We start from the raw sequence: 16,943 nt of genomic DNA, 5'->3' as shown, positions 1-16,943 counted from the left end.
GGTGGAATGGTTATTCCACCGCTTCAAGCACCCCCCGATCCTCACCCAGGAACCCACCGCTCTGATGGTGCCACAACCGCGCATAAGTGCCGTTCTTCGCCAGCAGTTCGGCGTGGGTGCCTTGTTCGACGATGCGTCCCTCGTCCATGACAATCAGCCGGTCCATGGCGGCGATGGTTGACAGTCGATGGGCGATGGCAATGACCGTCTTGCCCTCCATCATTTCATCGAGGCTTTCCTGGATGGCGACTTCGACTTCCGAATCCAGCGCGCTGGTGGCCTCGTCCAGCAACAGGATTGGGGCGTTCTTGAGCATCACCCGCGCGATAGCGATGCGTTGGCGTTGCCCGCCCGACAGCTTGATGCCGCGCTCACCCACCAGCGTGTCATAGCCTGAATGGCCTTGTCGGTCGCTCAGTTGACGGATGAAGCCATCGGCCTGGGCATTGGCCGCTGCCCTGCGGATCTGTTCTTCGGTCGCATCCGGACGACCGTAGGCGATATTGTCGCGAATGGAGCGGTGCAGCAGCGAGGTGTCCTGGGTGACCATGCCGATGGCGCTGCGCAGGCTGTCTTGCGTGACCTGGGCGATGTTCTGGCCGTCGATGCGAATCTCACCGCTGTCCACGTCATAGAAGCGCAGTAGCAGATTGATCAGGGTCGATTTGCCGGCGCCGGAGCGGCCCACCAGGCCGATCTTTTCCCCCGGACGGATGTCCAGGCTCAGGCCATCGAGCACCTGGCGTTCACCGTTGTAGTTGAAGCGGACATTGTCGAAGGTCACCGCACCGCCAGTGGGCACCAGTACGCCGGCATCGGGTGCATCCACGACCTTGGGGCCGCGGGTCAATGTCGCCATGCCATCCTGCACGGTGCCGATGCTCTCGAACAGCGAGGTCATTTGCCACATGATCCAGTGGGACATGCCGTTGATCCGCAGCGCCATGGCCGTGATCGCTGCCACGGCCCCGGTGCCGACTTCGCCCTGGTGCCACAACCACAAGGCATAGCCGCCGGCGCCGAGAATCAGCGCGACCACCAGCGCCTGGTTGACGATTTCGAACTGGCTTACCAGGCGCATCTGGCGAAAGCCGGTGAGCTTGAAATCTTCCATGGCCGCACGGGCGAAGTGCGCCTCGCGCTTGGAATGCGAAAACAGCTTCACCGTGGTGATGTTGGTGTAGGCATCGGAGATGCGCCCGGTCATCGACGACCGCGCATGGGCCTGTTCCTGTCCGACTTGCCCCAGGCGTGGCACGAAGTACAGCATGGCCAGGCCGAACAATGCGACCCAGGCCATGAACGGCAGCATCAGTTTCAGGGCGAAGCCACCGGCCAGAGCGATGATCGCAATAAAGTACACCCCGATGCCGGGGGCGATTTCGATGACAGTGAACAGAACCTCGCGCACGGCGAGGGCCGTCTGCATCACCTTGGTCGTCACCCGTCCGGAGAACTCGTCGGAAAAAAACGAAAGGCTCTGGCGCAGCATCAGGCGATGGAAATCCCAGCGCAGCCGCAGCGGCAGATTGATCGCCAATACCTGGTGCTGAACCATGGTGCGCAGCGCCACCAACCCGATGCTGGCGAGCAACACGATGCCGATGCCCCACAACACCCGGCTTTCCTGCCCCTGCGCATCGCCGCCTGCTTGCCAGGTCGAGAGCAGGTCCACGACTTGTCCCAGAAAGGAAAACAACCAGGCTTCGTAGATCGACACCCCGGCACTGAGCAGCGCGAACACCAGGACATAGCCGCGAGCGCCCCGGGTGCAGGCCCACAGGAAGCGGACCAGACCGACAGGGGGCGGTGGGGCTTCATCGGGTGGGAAAGGGTCGAGTCTTCGTTCAAACACACGAAGCATTGGGGCCTCCGAAAGATTCTGAGCAGAGAGGGATTTTGCCACCAACGGCAACATGAGGCGCGTGTTGTCGGTGAAGGCCGCTGGTGAGCAGGGTGTAAGGCGTCACATCAGAAGCGAACTTTCAGCATAGTAAATTCCTGACAGACCCGGTATCAGCTCGTCGGTAGAACCGCTGTAGCGCGGCTCATACCTGGCGATAAGCGCTGGGCGTGACACCCACCTCGCGGCGAAAGACCTGCGAGAAATGGCTTGGGCTGGAGTATCCCACCTCCATTCCGATATCGATGATGCTGCGGTCGGTTTCGAGTAGCAGATGCCGGGCGCGACTCATCCGCAGGCGAATGAAATATTGCGAAGGCGACCATCCCGTGGCGCGCTTGAACACCCGGCTGAAGTGGTACTCGCTCAACTCGGCGATCCGGGCCAGTTGCGCGAGGTTGAAGTCTTCGGCCAAGCCTTCGTCCATGGCCGTCAGGACGCGACGCAGCTTGTACGCTTGCAAGGCACTGCTGCGTCGGTTGTTGCCATGCGGGTCGAGGTATCGACGGATCAGGTGCACGGCCAGCGCCTGGGCCAGACTGTGGACGAACAGCGGGCTGGGCTGACGTTCCTCGCTGAGTTCGATGCGCAACTGATCGAGGATGACGTTCACCCGTTCATCCCGGGCACCGGAAATGTCCAGGAAGCTCACCGCTGCGCAGTGTTCACCCAGCCTATCGCGGGCAGCCCGATCGATCAGCGGCAGGCCGAGGTACAGGTGCATCACCTCGAACGTGTCGCATTCCAGTGTTTGCCAGCGCATCTCGTAAGGATCGCGGGTATTGGTGAGGAAAAAGTCGCCTGCTTCCACGAGGGTGGACTCCCACGTGCCGCCGAGGGCGCGTTCCTCGACCCTGGCTTTACCTGTCAGGACCCATACCAGTAGCGGTTCCACCACCGCGGGCACCAGGATCGGCTCGACAATGCTGTGATGGCTGAACAGCTGGACGACCACATCCTGCAGGTGCGGGTGCGATGGCAACGCCCGCGGCGTTCCCGGCAGGTGCTGCGGCATGGTTTCGGCCGCGATGCGCTGGGTATCGCTGGCGGCCAGGTCGTCAGGATCAGGCGGCTGCACGGTAGGCTCCATGGATGAAACTCAGGCCTATAAGGTAACGCAGCCGTGACCTGCCGAAGCAAGCAGGCTTGATAAATGTCCCACGGGACCACGACCGTGAAAAGCCGACTGATTTCGAACCCGACGCAAAATCCCGACAGCTCCGGCAAACCTGCAACAGCCTAAATCTCACCGTTGCGAGACAGTGAAGCCGTCGATAACGACAGCGCCTCACAGGCGCCGAGCCGGTGAATGTCTCCCGGGCTCGCAACGCAGGAGAGCAATCATGACCGATATCAAGCAGCGTTTTCCCAACGAAGTCGAAGGCAAAGTCGCATTGGTTACCGGTGCCGCCAGTGGCATCGGCAAGGCTATCGCGCTATTGCTGCATGCCCGTGGCGCCAAGGTCGTCGCGGAGGACCGTAATCCCGCCGTCGAAAAACTGGCCCGCCCGGGGTTGGTGCCGCTGGTGGCCGACATTACCGAAGATGGCGCGGCCGAGCGTGCGGTCGGCCTGGCCGTCGAGCAGTTCGGCCGGCTGGACATCCTGGTCAATAACGCCGGGATCATCATCAACAAGCTGGTCATCGACATGACCCGTGAAGACTGGGAACGTATCCAGGCCGTCAACGCCACGGCAGCCTTTCTGCATTGCCGCGAAGCGGTCAAGGCGATGATGCCCAACAAGTCCGGCGCCATCGTCAACATCGCGTCCTATGCCTCTTATTTCGCCTTCCCGACCATTGCCGCCTACACGGCATCGAAGGGCGCCCTGGCCCAGCTGACCCGCACCCTGGCCCTCGAAGCGATCGGGCATGGCATCCGCGTCAATGCCGTTGGCGTCGGCGACGTGGTGACCAACATCCTCAACGACGTGGTCGAAGACGGTCCGGCTTTCCTGGCCCAGCATGGCGAGGCCGCTCCCATCGGGCGCGCCGCGCAGCCAGAGGAAATCGCTGAGGTCGTCGCGTTCCTCGCCTCGGACCGCGCCAGCTTCATCGTCGGTTCGGTGGTGATGGCGGACGGCGGCATGACCGTCACTGCGGGTTGATCAATCCGCTGCTCACGCAGAAGCAAGGGTGTGGGCCTGGCGAAACGCTCATTGTTCACGAATCGTGTTCTAGCGCATCACTCCTGGGCCATTGATGGGGTTTTCATTGGGCCTATGCTGTGGACCAACCCTGATCCGTACAACAATGAAAAAAGAGCGCACCGCCATGACCGGCCCACGCACGCTTTACCAGAAACATATCGACAGCCATACCGTCTGTCCCCTGGACGATGAAGGGCACGTCTTGCTCTACGTCGACCGGCAGGTGGCCAACGAATACACAAGCCCGCAAGCCTTCAGCGGGCTTCGTGAAGCCAAGCGCAGCGTTTGGCGTCCGGGGGCGACGCTGGCGGTGGTCGACCATGTCAACCCGACCGCCCCCGATCGTATCGCCACCATGCCCGATTCGGGCGGTGCCTTGCAGGTCTCTTATTTCGAAAAGAACTGCCGGGACTTCGATATCGAGTTGTTCGATGTGCTGGATAAACGCCAGGGCATCGAGCATGTGGTGGCGCCTGAGCAGGGCTTCATCTTGCCCGGCATGGTGGTGGCCGCTGGCGACAGCCATACCACCACCTATGGGGCCCTGGGGGCCTTCGGTTTTGGTATCGGCACTTCCGAGATCGAACACCTGCTGGCGACGCAGACGCTGGTTTACAAGCGGCTCAAGACCATGCGTGTCACGGTCACCGGCAAGCTGGGCGTGGGCATCACCTCCAAGGACATCATCATGGCGTTGATCGAGAAGATCGGGGCGTCCGGTGCGACCGGTTACGCCATCGAATTCGCCGGCCCGGTGATTCGCTCACTGAGCGTCGAAGCCCGGATGACCATCTGCAACATGGCCGTCGAGGCGGGCGCACGGGGTGCATTCATGGCGCCCGACGAGAAGGTCTATGCCTATCTCAAAGGCAGGCCACGTGCTCCTCAGGGCGAGCTATGGGATGCCGCTCAAGATAAGTGGCGCGAACTGTTCACCGATCAAGGTGCGGTGTTCGATCGCGAAGTCTTGCTCGACGTGAGCGCCCTGGAGCCGATGGTGACCTGGGGAACCAGTCCGGACCAGGCGTTGCCCGTGGGGGGGACCGTGCCAGACCCGCAGGCCGTCGCCGATCCGATCCTGCGCCAGGGCATGCAGCGCGCCCTGGCCTACATGGGCCTGGAGCCGGGCATGGCGTTGCGTGACGTGACGATCAGCCATGCGTTCATCGGTTCGTGCACCAATGCGCGCATCGAAGATTTGCGCGACGTCGCTCGCGTGGTGAAGGGCCGGAAAGTCGCTGCGACGGTACGAGCGATGATCGTTCCCGGATCGACTTCGGTACGTGCCCAGGCGGAGCAGGAAGGACTGGCCAAGGTTTTCCTCGATGCCGGTTTCGAATGGCGTCAATCCGGATGCTCCATGTGCCTTGCAATGAACGATGACGTGCTCGCTCCGGGGGATCGCTGCGCCTCCAGTACCAACCGCAATTTCGAGGGGCGCCAGGGGGCGGGCGCTCGCACCCATCTGATGAGTCCTGCGATGGTTGCCGCCGCAGCGATCCGGGGCCGCCTGACGGACGTACGCCTGTTGACCGAGGAGGTCTGAACCATGCAACCCTTTGACAGCGTGACCGGAAAAGCCGCACCCATCCTTGCCTCGAACGTCGACACCGACGTGATCATGCCCAAGCAGTTCCTCAAGGGCATCGACCGGAGCGGACTGGATAAAGGCGTGTTCTTCGACCTGCGTTTTTTGGAGTCCGGCGAGCCGAATCCAGACTTTGTCCTCAACCAGCCTGCCTGGAGCGGCGCCCGGTTTCTGGTGACCGGGCCCAACTTCGGCTGTGGCTCGAGCCGTGAGCATGCGGTATGGGGGCTCAAGCAACTAGGGATCCGTGCGTTGATCGGTACGAGCTTCGCCGGCATCTTCCACGACAACTGCCTGCGTAACGGTGTGCTCGCGATACAGCTCAGCCAGTCGCAGTTGCAGGCGCTGGGGCGGATAGTGAGCGACGGGGCTACCTCGACCATCACCGTCGACTTGCCCAACCAGCAGATTCGATTGAGCGACGGGTCGAGCATCGGCTTCGCCATCGACGAACTGCGCAAGCAAGCCTTGCTGCTGGGCCTGGATGCCATCGGCAGTACCCTGCGGCGAGCGGTGCAGATCCGGGATTTCGAAGCGCGGTATCACGCCGCCCATCCCTGGCTGGGCTGAGTTTTTTCACGGACATCCGGCGGCGACTGCCGGATGCTCAAACCAGGGATAGATTGCCGAAATGCGCCTCGAAAAACTCGATGCAGACCCTCAGCTTCGCCGACTGGCTTAGCCGTGTCGGGTAGGTGGCCCAGACATTGGCGCTCTGGAAATGGTCGGGCAGCACCTGCACCAGCTGTCCGCTCTGCAGCATGGGTTTCACGTCCCATAACGAACGCAGGATGATGCCTGCGCCACTCAAGGCCCAGCGCGACACGATCTCGCCATTGTTCGATGAAAGTGGCCCGCTGACCCGGACCGATTCTTCGACGCCATCCTTTGTCAGGTTCCAGATGCCGAAGGCATTGTTACGCTCCTTGAGCACCAGGCAATCGTGCCCGGCCAGATCATCCAGAGACGTCGGGACGCCACGCCGCTGGAGGTACTCCGGAGCGGCACAGAGTACCCTGCGGTGACTGGCCAGCTTCTTGTGCAAGAGGTGGTTGGGCAGGTCGTCGCCCACGCTGATTTCCATATCGAAGCCTTCATTGACGATGTCAACCAGACGATCGAACACGTCGAGACGGATCTCCATGCGCGGGTACAGTCGCGAAAGAGCAGGAATCGCTGGGGCGACATGGTTGCGGCCAAAGCCGAAGGAGCTGCAGACGTGCAAGCTTCCCTGCAATTGCTGCCGGGCGTCGGTGAGCTCGCTGATGAAATCCTCCATGTCCCCCAGAAATCGCGTGGCCCAGGTGCGGACACGTTCGCCTTCGTCGGTCAACGCGACCCGGCGGGTCGTGCGATGCAACAGCCTGGTCCCCAGTGTCGTCTCCAGGACCGCCATCCGCTTGCTCACATACGCGGGCGAATAGCCCAGTTCCTCCGCCGCGTGGCCGAAGCCGTTCTTGCGGATAACGGTGAGGAAGACACGCAGGTCTTCGGGCAGTAAGGAACGCTCGCGATTGATGCTCATATGCCTCATGACCGCTCATTGATCTTTGATGTGAACGATAAGAATGCCCAACTTACCAGCAAAGATATATGGATAAAAACTGTCCACTTGTCAGCCTGATTCCAGGCTTTATGATCGCCCCACAAATAAATAAAAAAGAGGCTTCTATGGGGCGGCTATTCGAGGGTTGCGTAAAAGTCATTGTTCCCTGTGGTTCTTTGGGGGCAGGTGTTCGCGAAGAAGAAATTGCCTATGGGTTGGCAGCCGGCGCGCAAGTCATTGCTTCGGATGCCGGATCGACCGACAGTGGCGCGGCTTATCTTGCACTTGGCAAATCGAAGAATAATCGCGGTTCGGTAAAGCGCGATCTGACTATATTGATGAAAGCCCAGGCATCCTCTGGCGTGCCGATTATTATCGGAACTTCCGGACAGGCCGGTGGCGATCTCAATCTGAACTGGACGCGGGATATCGTCATTGAAGTTGCCGGGGAACTCGGGGTGACGCCGAAAGTTGCTCTTATCTATTGTGAACAAGAGAAAGACACCATCAAGCAACTGAATGCCAAAGGGCGTATCAAGCCTCTTGCGCCACACGGTGAACTGGACGACGCAACGGTCGATGCCTGCGAGCACATTGTCGCCGCGCTGGGGGTCGAGCCGTTCCTCGCGGCGCTTGATGGCGGCGCGGACATCATACTGGCCGGTCGCTCCACCGACACCGCCGTCATTGCCTGCTATCCGATCTGGAAGGGTGCGCCCTGGGGGCCGTCCTGGCATGCCGGCAAGACAGGCGAATGTGGCGTGCAGTGCGCCGTCAACCCGACCCTGGGCTCTGGAATATTGCTGAGCGTGGATGCCAACGGGTTCAATGTGGAGCCTCTGAGCCGGGACAACCTGTGCACGCCCCACAGTGTTTCCGCGCATATGCTCTATGAAAACAGCGATCCGTTTCGCTTGTTGGAGCCGGGAGGCATCCTGAATGTCGCCGACGCTCGTTATACCGATCTGAACGGGCGGACCGTCAGGGTGGAAGGGTCGCGCTGGGAGCCGATGCCCTACACCATGAAGCTGGAAGGCGCCGCCGCGGGTGCCTATCAGACCATCATGCTGGTGGGTATCCAGGACCCGGACGTACTCAACGACATCGATGGTTTCCACGATCGCCTGCTCGAAGCGCTCTATACCCGTACCCGCCAGTCCATTCCCGCCGACGAGTTGGGTGAGTTTCATATATCCCTGCGCATGTACGGTTGGAATGCGGTCACCGGGATGAAGCCGCCCGCAGGAACCTTGCCACCTCCCGAGATCGGCATGTTATTCGTGGCCACGGCTGCAACCCAGCAACTGGCGGACACCATCGCGCAGGCCTGCAACCCGTACTTTTTCCATTATCCAAGTGTCATGGGCAAGGAACTGCCTTCCTATGGATTCGCGTTCACGCCCGCGGATATCCCTCGCGGCCGGATTTTTGAATTCAAGCTCAATCATATCGTGCAGCTTGAAGACCCAATGGAGCTGGTACGTATCAAGTGGATTGACCTTTCTGAGGCGGCGTCAGCTGCGAAGGAGTTGAATCGTGGTTAAGTTGCGCGATGTCTGCCGTCATGTTCGATCGAAACAAGCCGGACCGTTCTGGATTACCTTCGATATCTTCTTCAATGGCCGCGAGAACTTTGAACGTTATTCCCGCAGCGACGCACTCTCGCCGGAGCAGTTTGCCCGCTTATATGGCACCGATCCCGAACGGGTGAAATACATCCCGGTGCCCGATCTGGAAATGGTCAAGATCTCCTTCCCCCGCGCTACGCCGCAAGGCGGAATGGTCGAGCGTGACATGCATGCGGGTCAGCAGTACGTGCGGTTGCTCGACGTCGTGATGGACTGAAATCGTCCGTCATCGATCACCAGGCTTGTACGAGAAAAGTCGGCGCGACGTCTCGTATAAAGCCTGGAAACCGACCGCTCAAACTGGAACAAGAGGTGAATATGCAAGAGTCGACCATTGCCCGGCGGCTGGCGCGCTACGCCCATGGGTTTGCGCAACAGCGTCTGCCTGACACCATCGTCGCGATCGTGCGCCAGCGTTTCATCGACAGCCTGGCATGCGTGCTGGGCGCCTATGGAGCGCCGCCCATCGATGCCGCCGTCCGTTATGCCGAGTGTCATCGCGGCGGGACCTCCAGCGTGTTTGGCACAAGCCTGCAGACAACGGCCGAAATCGCCGGGTTCGTGAACGGCGCCATGGTGCGCTTCCTGGATTACAACGACGGATACATGGGCCTGGAGCCCGGGCATCCCAGCGACAACATCCCGGCCTGTCTGGCGGTGGCGCAAGCCGAGGAGGCGAGTGGGGAGCAGCTGATATCGGCCATTGTGCTGGCGTATGAAATCCAGATGCGGCTGCAGGATGCGGCCAGCCTGAACAAGCGCGGCTGGGACCACGTCAATTACATCAACGTCGCCATGGCTGTAGCGGCCTCCAGCCTGATGAAACTGGACGTGGACCAGACTGAACAGGCGATCAATATCGCGCTGAGCGGCCACTTGGCAATGCGCCAGGTCCGTAGCGGAACACTCTCGGACTGGAAAGGCTGCTCGGCGGCCAATGCGTCACGCAACGCCATTTTTGCCGCCCAACTGGCGCGTCATGGCATGACCGGGCCGTCGCCGGTCTTTGAAGGCGACATGGGCTTCTTCAAACTGGTTTCCGGGCCCTTCGAGCTGGACATGGATCGTTTCGGTTCGCCTGAAAACGGTGACTACGCCATACGACGCTCGCTGACCAAGACCTTTCCAACCAACGGTGAACTGCATACCGCCGTCTGGGCGGCGCTTGATATACGCAAGCGTATCGCCGGTCTTGAAGAGATCGCCGCCATCACCATCGAAACCTCGGAATTCAACTGTCGGGTGCTGGCCGATACCCCGGAAAAGTGGCTGCCCAAGACCCGGGAGACCGCCGACCATAGCTTGCCCTACAACGTCGCCCGGGCATTGATGGATGGCGACATCACTATCGGCTCCTATGCCGAGCAGAAGATCCACGACCCAGCGGTGATCGGCCTGATGGACAAGATTATCGTGGTGGAGGATCCCGGACTCACTGCGTTGTTTCCCCGGCATCTGGCCAACCGTCTCGTCGTCACGCTGAGATCGGGCGAGACCGTCGTCAGCGAGATGATCACCGGGCCCGGCTCCGTGGAGACGCCCATGACCGATCACGACTTCGAACGCAAATTCAGGCGCATGGCAGCCCCCCATATCGATGCATCGGCACAGGCGACGGTATTGGGTTTCGTGGCCGGGCTTGAGCATCAGGCGCGGTTCGAGGACCTGTTTGCGGCGATGGCCCGATAGTTCCGGGCGGTACGTCACACCTCACGCAACGTACAGGCCCGGCAGGGCAGGGAGCCCTCGCCGGGATGCAGGGATCAGGCGTGCCCCTGTCGGGAGGTTCCTGGCAGGGTTCCGGTGTACCGTGCGCGCGCGCGGGCATCGAGATGTTGGTTGTATTGCTCGCTGGCGTGGGCAATCCAGCCAATCAACCGACCGACCCCTGCCAGTGCGATTTCCTGCCCATGCAACCCAAACTTCCTGCCAATGAAGCTCACCAGAAGAATGAATTCCGGTGGGTATGCCACCAGCTCGGCAGCCACTGAAAAAGCCTTCTGCAATTTGGCGAACTCTCCGTCCCCAGCGAATGCCTCGGTCAACGCCTGCATCAGGTTGCTGGCCCGCGGATCGTTGATGGAGTGCACATTCGGACCGAACCCCACAATACGTCCGTCCTGGCTGTAGCGTTGCAAGATAGGCTGGGTAGGATCCGTCGCCGTGCAGATCTCCTCGATCATCCTGCTGGCTGCTTCGTTCCTGCCATATGCGATCTTGTGGCCCCTGGCAGCGGCGAGTCCCGCGATCACGGCGTAGTAGGGCGTGGCACCTGTCGTGGCGGCGACGCGAACGCTGTGGGTGGTGTGGTCCAGCTCATGATCGATGCTGAGAATCAGCAAGCGTCGAATCAGGTCAGCGAGTGCCGGCCGGACCCCGCAAGCCTGGGTGATGAATTCATGCAGCGGCTGCGTGCTCGGCTCGGTTGCGCCCACCACCAGGGCGGCGAACCACCTCACCACATCCGCACCGGTGCGGGCATAGCTTTCGGTGGAAAGATCGAAGGCCTTGGGGTTCTCTCTCTGCACCAGCGGAAACAGTGCAATCGCCTTTTCCGGCGCGGACAGGTGTTCGTAGATTTTCAGTAACTTGCCGCTGTCTTTCGGAACACGCGGCAGCGAAGCGCCGAAGGCCGAAGGCACCTGCCACATCAGGCCGGCAACCTCTTCGACCGTTGCATGGTCGGCCAGCTCGGTGACGTCGTGCCCACGGTAGAAAAGCCCATCATCGGTGATGAGGGTGATGGCGCTGTCCGCAGGCGGCGAACGTTTCACCGAAGGCTTCGCCCCCGCTGGATGCTTGACCAGGCGCTGGATGTCTTCGGCCCAATAGCGGCGCTTGGGGGAACCCGGGATCTTGATGGAACGGATGTTCTTGCGGCTGACATAGGCGTACAGCGTAGGGAGGCTGACCCTGAGCATGGCTGCCGACTCTTCCGCCGAAAGGTACAGGTCTTCTTGTTCTGGCATGACGGATTCGTTCAGGTTGATAAATATATATCCATATTTACTGTTTATTCGACGAATCCGTCAATGTTCATTCCGTCGGCATTTTTTCCTGCACCTGTGTCCGTTTTTTCATTCGACGGGCTCATTCGCATTCGCGGATGAACAGCACGATGATTCGATCGACGATCGTCCAATCCCTGATCAAACAAGGCCTTCAGTTCTTTCGGATGAGTTCGGAAACGACAGACATTGACAAAAAAAATCAAGATTTACAGCTTATTCCCGCCTATGTAGATTTTGTTAAGAAGTTGCTTGTTCACATTGATTTCAACTCCATTATAAAAATAAGAAGGTGCACGCATGGCTTGGCTAGGTTTCGCAATGGTCGTTACGTTTATGGCGTTGATCATAAGCAAGCGGCTCTCCGCGGTTACGGCGCTGGTACTGATTCCGGTGGCTTTCGGATTGGCGAGTGGGGCAGGGCCGGAGCTGGGTGCAATGGTGATGGATGGGGTGAAGCAGGTCGCGCCCACCGCACTGATGTTGATGTTCGCCATCCTGTATTTCGCGATCATGTTCGACGCCGGGCTCTTCGAGCCCGCTGTACGGCGCATCCTGCGTCATGTCGGGAACGATCCACTTCGAGTGGTGTTGGGTACGGCCTTGCTGGCAGCCGTCATTTCGTTCGATGGCGATGGCGCGACGACCGTTCTGATTGTCACGACAGCCTTCCTGCCACTGTATCTGCGCCTGGGGATGAATCCGCTCATCCTGGCGTTGATGCTTCTGTTGACCAATACGGTCGTGAACCTGATTCCCTGGGGCGGGCCGGTCGCCCGTGCCGCCAGTGCGCTTCACGTCGACGTAGGGGAAATGTTCCTGGGACTGGTGCCCGCCATGCTGGTGGGGCTTGCCTATGCCTTCCTGGTCGCGTTCTGGATCGGCCATAAGGAGCGGCGTCGCCTGGGCTGGACACCCGCGCAGAAGGAGGCCGGGCCGGCGCTGGACCAGGTGCCGTTGCCGGAAGTCCGGGCCGAGACACAAAGGCCCAGGCTGTTCTGGATCAACCTGGCGTTGACCGCCGGGCTCATGTACGCCATGGGTACGGGGTTGGCGCCCTTGCCGCTCGTGATGATGGTGGGCTTTTGCCTGGCGCTGCTGATCAATTACCCGCGCCTGGCCGAACAGAAGGCCCGGATCGCGGCTCACGCCGAAAGCGTGTTGACGGTCATTGCCTTGATATTCGCTTCCGGGGTCTTTACCGGCATCTTGTCCGGCACGGGAATGGTCGACGGGATGTCCGAGAAAATCGTGCAAATGATTCCCGAGGGGGGCGGCCAGTACTTCAGTATTCTGACTGCGCTTTTGGCCTTGCCGCTTAACTTCCTGCTGTCCAATGACGCGTTTTTCTTTGGCATCCTGCCGGTGCTGGGGGCTGCCGGCGCCGAATACGGGATCGACCCGATGCACATTGCCCGCGCCTCTGTCCTGGGACAACCGGTACATGCCCTGAGCCCCCTGGTCGCGGCGGTTTATCTCATCAGCGGGATCATCAAGCGTGATATGGGCGATATGCAACGATATTGCTTGCTCTGGGCAATCGGCAGCAGTCTTGTATTGATAGTCACGACCATCATTACGCGGGCGATCATCTAAATAACTTTCTATTTGCACAGTTCGCTGCACCGAAGTTGAAGGGGCGCTGCTCGCGCCTGCACGTCAACAATAGAAATAATAGATGAGGTGGTCGATGAACTCGATTAACGCCGTCGTTGTGGCTTTTTGTTCAATGGTTGTTATATCGGATAGTTGCCAGGCAGCCGCCATCAGTTATCCGGACCGGTTTCAGCATGAAGGCAAGTTGAATGCCTATCTTCGTTCTGTCTATATCAATACGCGCATATCCAACGACTTGATCGAAGACCGTTTCGGTGGATTTCCCGATGGCAACGAACTGGGCGGGACCGGGGTCGGGGCAATCGTTGATTACAACTCCAACTATTGGGCCGGAATTGTAGGCTTCGATGCCTCTCTCTACGCTGTGGCGATGCTCGACTCGAAAGACAACGGCCGGGATCTGTTCGACGACACCGATGGAACCAATGGCGGCTTCGCAAAGCTCGGCCAAGGTTATCTGAAGGCGCGCCATGTGGGGGACGGATGGAATGCCGACGCACAAATAGGGCGAGGCCGTTTCGATGCCGGCACCCTGGTGAGCCTCGATACGCGGATCGTTCCAGGCTCCTACCAGGGCGCCCGTACCCATCTGAATTTCACCGACATGGGGATTGGACCACTGCCGGGAACGCTGGGGTTCGAAGCCGCGTACATCGACAGGAGCTCGCCCCGGGACCGGGAAGAATTCGAGCACCTGCTGAGTCAGACAGGGGAGGAAATAAAGGACCTGTACACCTACGGCATCAAATACGATTTGAAGGCCATCGAGCTGAGCTACGATCACGGTGTATCGCGGGACTTCAATGAAAATACCCGTTATGGCCTGACCTTGCAGGCACCGCTTGGCAAGCGCGCCGGGGTCGTGCTGGACACTCAGTACTATCGATTCGAAAAGGCCGGGCCAATATGGGAGCGCGACTGGTCGGCAGGCCAGGCGGCCTATGATGACGAGGCCAGTTGGCTGAACATCAACCTGGGTCTGCTGCTGGATAAGGTACGCCTGGGAGTGTCCTTTTCCGAAACCAAAGCCCAGTTGAGCAACGGGCAACTGGGGTATGCCTACTTCGATCATGCGGACAACGTCGACGGCAAGATGGATGCCTGGACGCGCTCCGGCAATGACTTCAATAACGATGGTGAAAGGACCTGGCAGGTCGGTGCCGAATATGACCTCTCCGGTCTTTCGCTGTTCGGCGCTTCGCTGGACGGCTTCAAGGCCATGGCCATCTACAAGCAAGGCGAATTCGACGCCAGCAATCCCCTCAGCGGTCAACGCACCGATGTGCGCGAGCGGCAGAAGGAATATCGCGTCTATTACCGATTCGATGAAAAGGAATACGCCGGACTTTCAGTGGGCGTGATCTATATCGACTACCGGATCAACGAGGATTTTGTCGCCCTTGTATCCGCCCAGCCGGATAACGTGGTCAGCGGATCGGAAGCGCGCGTGTATCTGGACTACGCATTTTGACCATCGACTGACCGATCGAGAACCCCCTGATGAAACCACGCCATAGAATAGTGATCACCCAGCGTTTTTTTGATCCCGAAGCCGTCGCCTTCCTGCAAGCGAACGACTGCCAGGTGGTCATCGCCGAGCCTGACCGCGGGCAAACAGAGGGGCATTGGAGCGAACGCCAATTGATCGCGCTGCTCAATGAGGCAGATGGCTGGATTGTCGGGCATGCGAACATCACGGCCAGTCTGTTGGGTTCACTCCCACGCCTGAGAGTCATCGCTCGCCGAGGCGTGGGTTATGAACGTGTCGATACGGCGGCGGTGATTGCCACGGGAAAGGTCGCGACCATCGCACCTGGCGGAAACGACGCCAGTGTGGCCGATCACACTCTGGGGCTGATGCTTGCCGTCTGTCGCAAGCTCAAGCAATGTCAGGCGGGCCTGGCCGGCGGCGACTGGACGATTCCCTTGGGAAACGACCTGTACGGCAAGACCGTCGGTGTGGTGGGACTGGGGCGGATCGGCAGGGCGGTGGTGCAGCGCCTGTCCGGGTTCGACGTCACGACCCTGATCCATACCCCTCACCCGGATGAGGCACTGAAAAGCAGCGGCCAGGGTTGTCGTTTCGTCGATCTGCAGACCCTGCTCAAGCAAAGCGATTTCATTACGCTCCACGCCCCGCTCACTCCTCAGACCCTGGGCATGATCGACAGCCAGGCGTTGGCGTCGATGAAACGTTCCGCCGTGCTGATCAATGCCGCACGGGGTGGGTTGGTGCGGGATGCGGACTTGTTGCTGGCCTTGCAACAGGACCTGATAGCGGGGGCGGGGCTCGATGTTTTTGAAAGCGAGTCGGATCCGGCGCTTGCCGCCGTCAGCGAGCAATTGATCCAGCTTCCCAACGTAGTGGCGACGCCGCACGTAGCGGCCTCCACGGTAGAGGGACTCAATCGCACCAATCTGATCGCTGCCCGGTGCGCGATGGCGGTCCTGCAGGGGGGCAATCCTCCCGGGCATTGCGTCATCGCGGATGGTCGGCAGGCCACCGCGCCAAGGGTGACGCCATGAGCCGTCGCGCAAACCCGTCGGTGGCTGTCGACCCCCAGGTTCACCCTGATCTGGTTGCCGTTGCGACGACCTTGCGTGAACTGGATCTGCTGCCTGTCGTTCACGGGGACGTGCAGAACGTCCGGGCCCAACTGGAGCGGATCAACGCCTGGGCGACCCAGGGCAGCGTGCCGCTGTGCTACGAGCGCACGCTGGGGTTTTCCGTCAACCGTCGCCGGGTGGCGTGCAAGCTGTATTGGCCGCAAGCCGAAGAGACGCCGATGCTGATGTTTTACTGTCACGGCGGAGGGTTTCGGCATGGATCGGTCACCGGTTGGGACGCTCCTTTGCGCCAGTTCGTGCGCGACAGTGGCCTGGCGGTGCTGTCCATCGATTATGCGCTGTCGCCGGAATACCGGTTTCCTGTGGCGTTCAACGAGGTGGTCTCCATCGTGAGCCGGGTCATCCGTCTTAACGCTGTCACCGATTGTCGGGTACGCGGGTACGTACTGGCGGGGGATTCCGCCGGCGCCAACCTGGCCCTGGGCGCCGCCATTGCCCTGCGCGACGCGGGAGTGGACGCGTTGCGGCAGCTGGTCCTGTTTTATGGCAGCTACTCCAGGAACGTTACCTCCGATTCGTGGCGACGGTTCGGCGGATACGGCGGGCAGAATCTCTCGGCCGAAACCATGAGCGCCTACTGGGCGAGCTACTTGGGCAATGATGAGCGCGACTGGCGAGTGCAGCCGATCCTGGCTGACCTGGCGGGTCTGGCGCCCGTGCGCCTGGTTGTCGGAGCGCTGGATCCGTTACTCGACGAGAACCTGGAGCTCGCGGACAAGCTGCGGCGCTGTGGCGTGGCGACGCACTTGGATGTGCTTGCGAACATGCCCCACGGGTTCATCCGTTTCAATGAGGTGGCACCGGTGGTGCGGCAGGTGATCCGTACCCAGGGCGCCGCGTTGCGTGAGGTGCTGGCGGTGTCTTTTCCTTGATTG

Annotated in this window: 14 protein-coding genes; 10 read left to right on the top strand and 4 right to left on the bottom strand. The window is 60.4% G+C overall.

The window, feature by feature from the left end; all coding sequences use genetic code 11:
* Positions 1-10 precede the first annotated feature (10 nt).
* Positions 11-1,864, bottom strand: a complete 1,854-nt coding sequence (locus LCU97_RS17790) for an ABC transporter ATP-binding protein (protein WP_053154028.1) — start codon at positions 1,862-1,864, stop codon at positions 11-13.
* A 184-nt stretch (positions 1,865-2,048) separates the two neighbouring features.
* Complete coding sequence (locus LCU97_RS17785; RefSeq protein WP_232777349.1) at positions 2,049-2,993, bottom strand: helix-turn-helix domain-containing protein; 945 nt, start codon at positions 2,991-2,993, stop codon at positions 2,049-2,051.
* Positions 2,994-3,246: 253 nt separating this feature from the next.
* On the opposite strand from LCU97_RS17785, the gene LCU97_RS17780 reads away from it, so the two are divergent.
* The 3 genes from LCU97_RS17780 (at position 3,247) to leuD (ending at position 6,211) form a co-directional block, all read left to right on the top strand.
* A complete protein-coding gene (locus LCU97_RS17780; protein ID WP_232777348.1) occupies positions 3,247-4,011 on the top strand; it encodes an SDR family NAD(P)-dependent oxidoreductase in 765 nt (254 codons plus the stop codon).
* Positions 4,012-4,177: 166 nt separating this feature from the next.
* On the top strand, positions 4,178-5,599 hold the full coding sequence (gene leuC, locus LCU97_RS17775) for a 3-isopropylmalate dehydratase large subunit (RefSeq protein WP_232777347.1): 1,422 nt from the start codon (positions 4,178-4,180) through the stop codon (positions 5,597-5,599).
* 3 nt (positions 5,600-5,602) lie between these two features.
* The gene (leuD, locus tag LCU97_RS17770; protein WP_232777346.1) at positions 5,603-6,211 is read left to right on the top strand and encodes a 3-isopropylmalate dehydratase small subunit; all 609 of its coding nucleotides are present in this window, start codon (positions 5,603-5,605) and stop codon (positions 6,209-6,211) included.
* 37 nt (positions 6,212-6,248) lie between these two features.
* On the opposite strand, the gene LCU97_RS17765 is transcribed toward leuD, so the two are convergent.
* Complete coding sequence (locus LCU97_RS17765; RefSeq protein ID WP_232777345.1) at positions 6,249-7,166, bottom strand: LysR substrate-binding domain-containing protein; 918 nt, start codon at positions 7,164-7,166, stop codon at positions 6,249-6,251.
* 68 nt (positions 7,167-7,234) lie between these two features.
* Here LCU97_RS17765 and LCU97_RS17760 point away from each other — a divergent pair, with 68 nt between their 5' ends.
* The 3 genes from LCU97_RS17760 (at position 7,235) to LCU97_RS17750 (ending at position 10,504) form a co-directional block, all read left to right on the top strand.
* Positions 7,235-8,731, top strand: coding sequence for an acyclic terpene utilization AtuA family protein (locus LCU97_RS17760; RefSeq protein ID WP_232777344.1), 1,497 nt, complete (start codon positions 7,235-7,237; stop codon positions 8,729-8,731).
* Positions 8,724-9,032, top strand: coding sequence for a DUF4387 domain-containing protein (locus LCU97_RS17755; protein WP_232777343.1), 309 nt, complete (start codon positions 8,724-8,726; stop codon positions 9,030-9,032). Before LCU97_RS17760 ends, LCU97_RS17755 begins: the two co-directional genes overlap by 8 nt.
* A gap of 101 nt (positions 9,033-9,133) precedes the next feature.
* Positions 9,134-10,504 (top strand): MmgE/PrpD family protein, encoded by a 1,371-nt coding sequence (locus LCU97_RS17750; RefSeq protein ID WP_232777342.1) that lies wholly within the window; start codon positions 9,134-9,136, stop codon positions 10,502-10,504.
* 74 nt (positions 10,505-10,578) lie between these two features.
* Here the strand turns inward: LCU97_RS17750 and LCU97_RS17745 are convergent, their stop codons facing one another.
* On the bottom strand, positions 10,579-11,784 hold the full coding sequence (locus LCU97_RS17745) for a citrate synthase (RefSeq protein ID WP_053153969.1): 1,206 nt from the start codon (positions 11,782-11,784) through the stop codon (positions 10,579-10,581).
* Between the two features lie 339 nt (positions 11,785-12,123).
* On the opposite strand from LCU97_RS17745, the gene LCU97_RS17740 reads away from it, so the two are divergent.
* The 4 genes from LCU97_RS17740 to LCU97_RS17725 all read left to right on the top strand — a co-directional run bounded on the left by LCU97_RS17740 (position 12,124) and on the right by LCU97_RS17725 (position 16,940).
* Complete coding sequence (locus LCU97_RS17740) at positions 12,124-13,419, top strand: CitMHS family transporter (RefSeq protein WP_269802973.1); 1,296 nt, start codon at positions 12,124-12,126, stop codon at positions 13,417-13,419.
* An 82-nt stretch (positions 13,420-13,501) separates the two neighbouring features.
* Positions 13,502-14,911: an OprD family outer membrane porin gene (locus LCU97_RS17735; RefSeq protein ID WP_332875346.1), complete on the top strand. Its 1,410-nt coding sequence runs from the start codon at positions 13,502-13,504 to the stop codon at positions 14,909-14,911.
* A gap of 29 nt (positions 14,912-14,940) precedes the next feature.
* Positions 14,941-15,966, top strand: a complete 1,026-nt coding sequence (locus tag LCU97_RS17730) for a phosphoglycerate dehydrogenase (protein WP_232777339.1) — start codon at positions 14,941-14,943, stop codon at positions 15,964-15,966.
* Complete coding sequence (locus LCU97_RS17725) at positions 15,963-16,940, top strand: alpha/beta hydrolase fold domain-containing protein (RefSeq protein WP_232777338.1); 978 nt, start codon at positions 15,963-15,965, stop codon at positions 16,938-16,940. Before LCU97_RS17730 ends, LCU97_RS17725 begins: the two co-directional genes overlap by 4 nt.
* The last annotated feature ends 3 nt before the right edge of the window (positions 16,941-16,943 follow it).

Origin of the sequence: Pseudomonas uvaldensis, from assembly GCF_021271205.1 — a bacterium.
GTDB classification, from domain to species: domain Bacteria; phylum Pseudomonadota; class Gammaproteobacteria; order Pseudomonadales; family Pseudomonadaceae; genus Aquipseudomonas; species Aquipseudomonas uvaldensis.
Note: the sequence above shows the minus strand (reverse complement) of the source record. Positions and strands in the feature narration are given on the sequence as shown.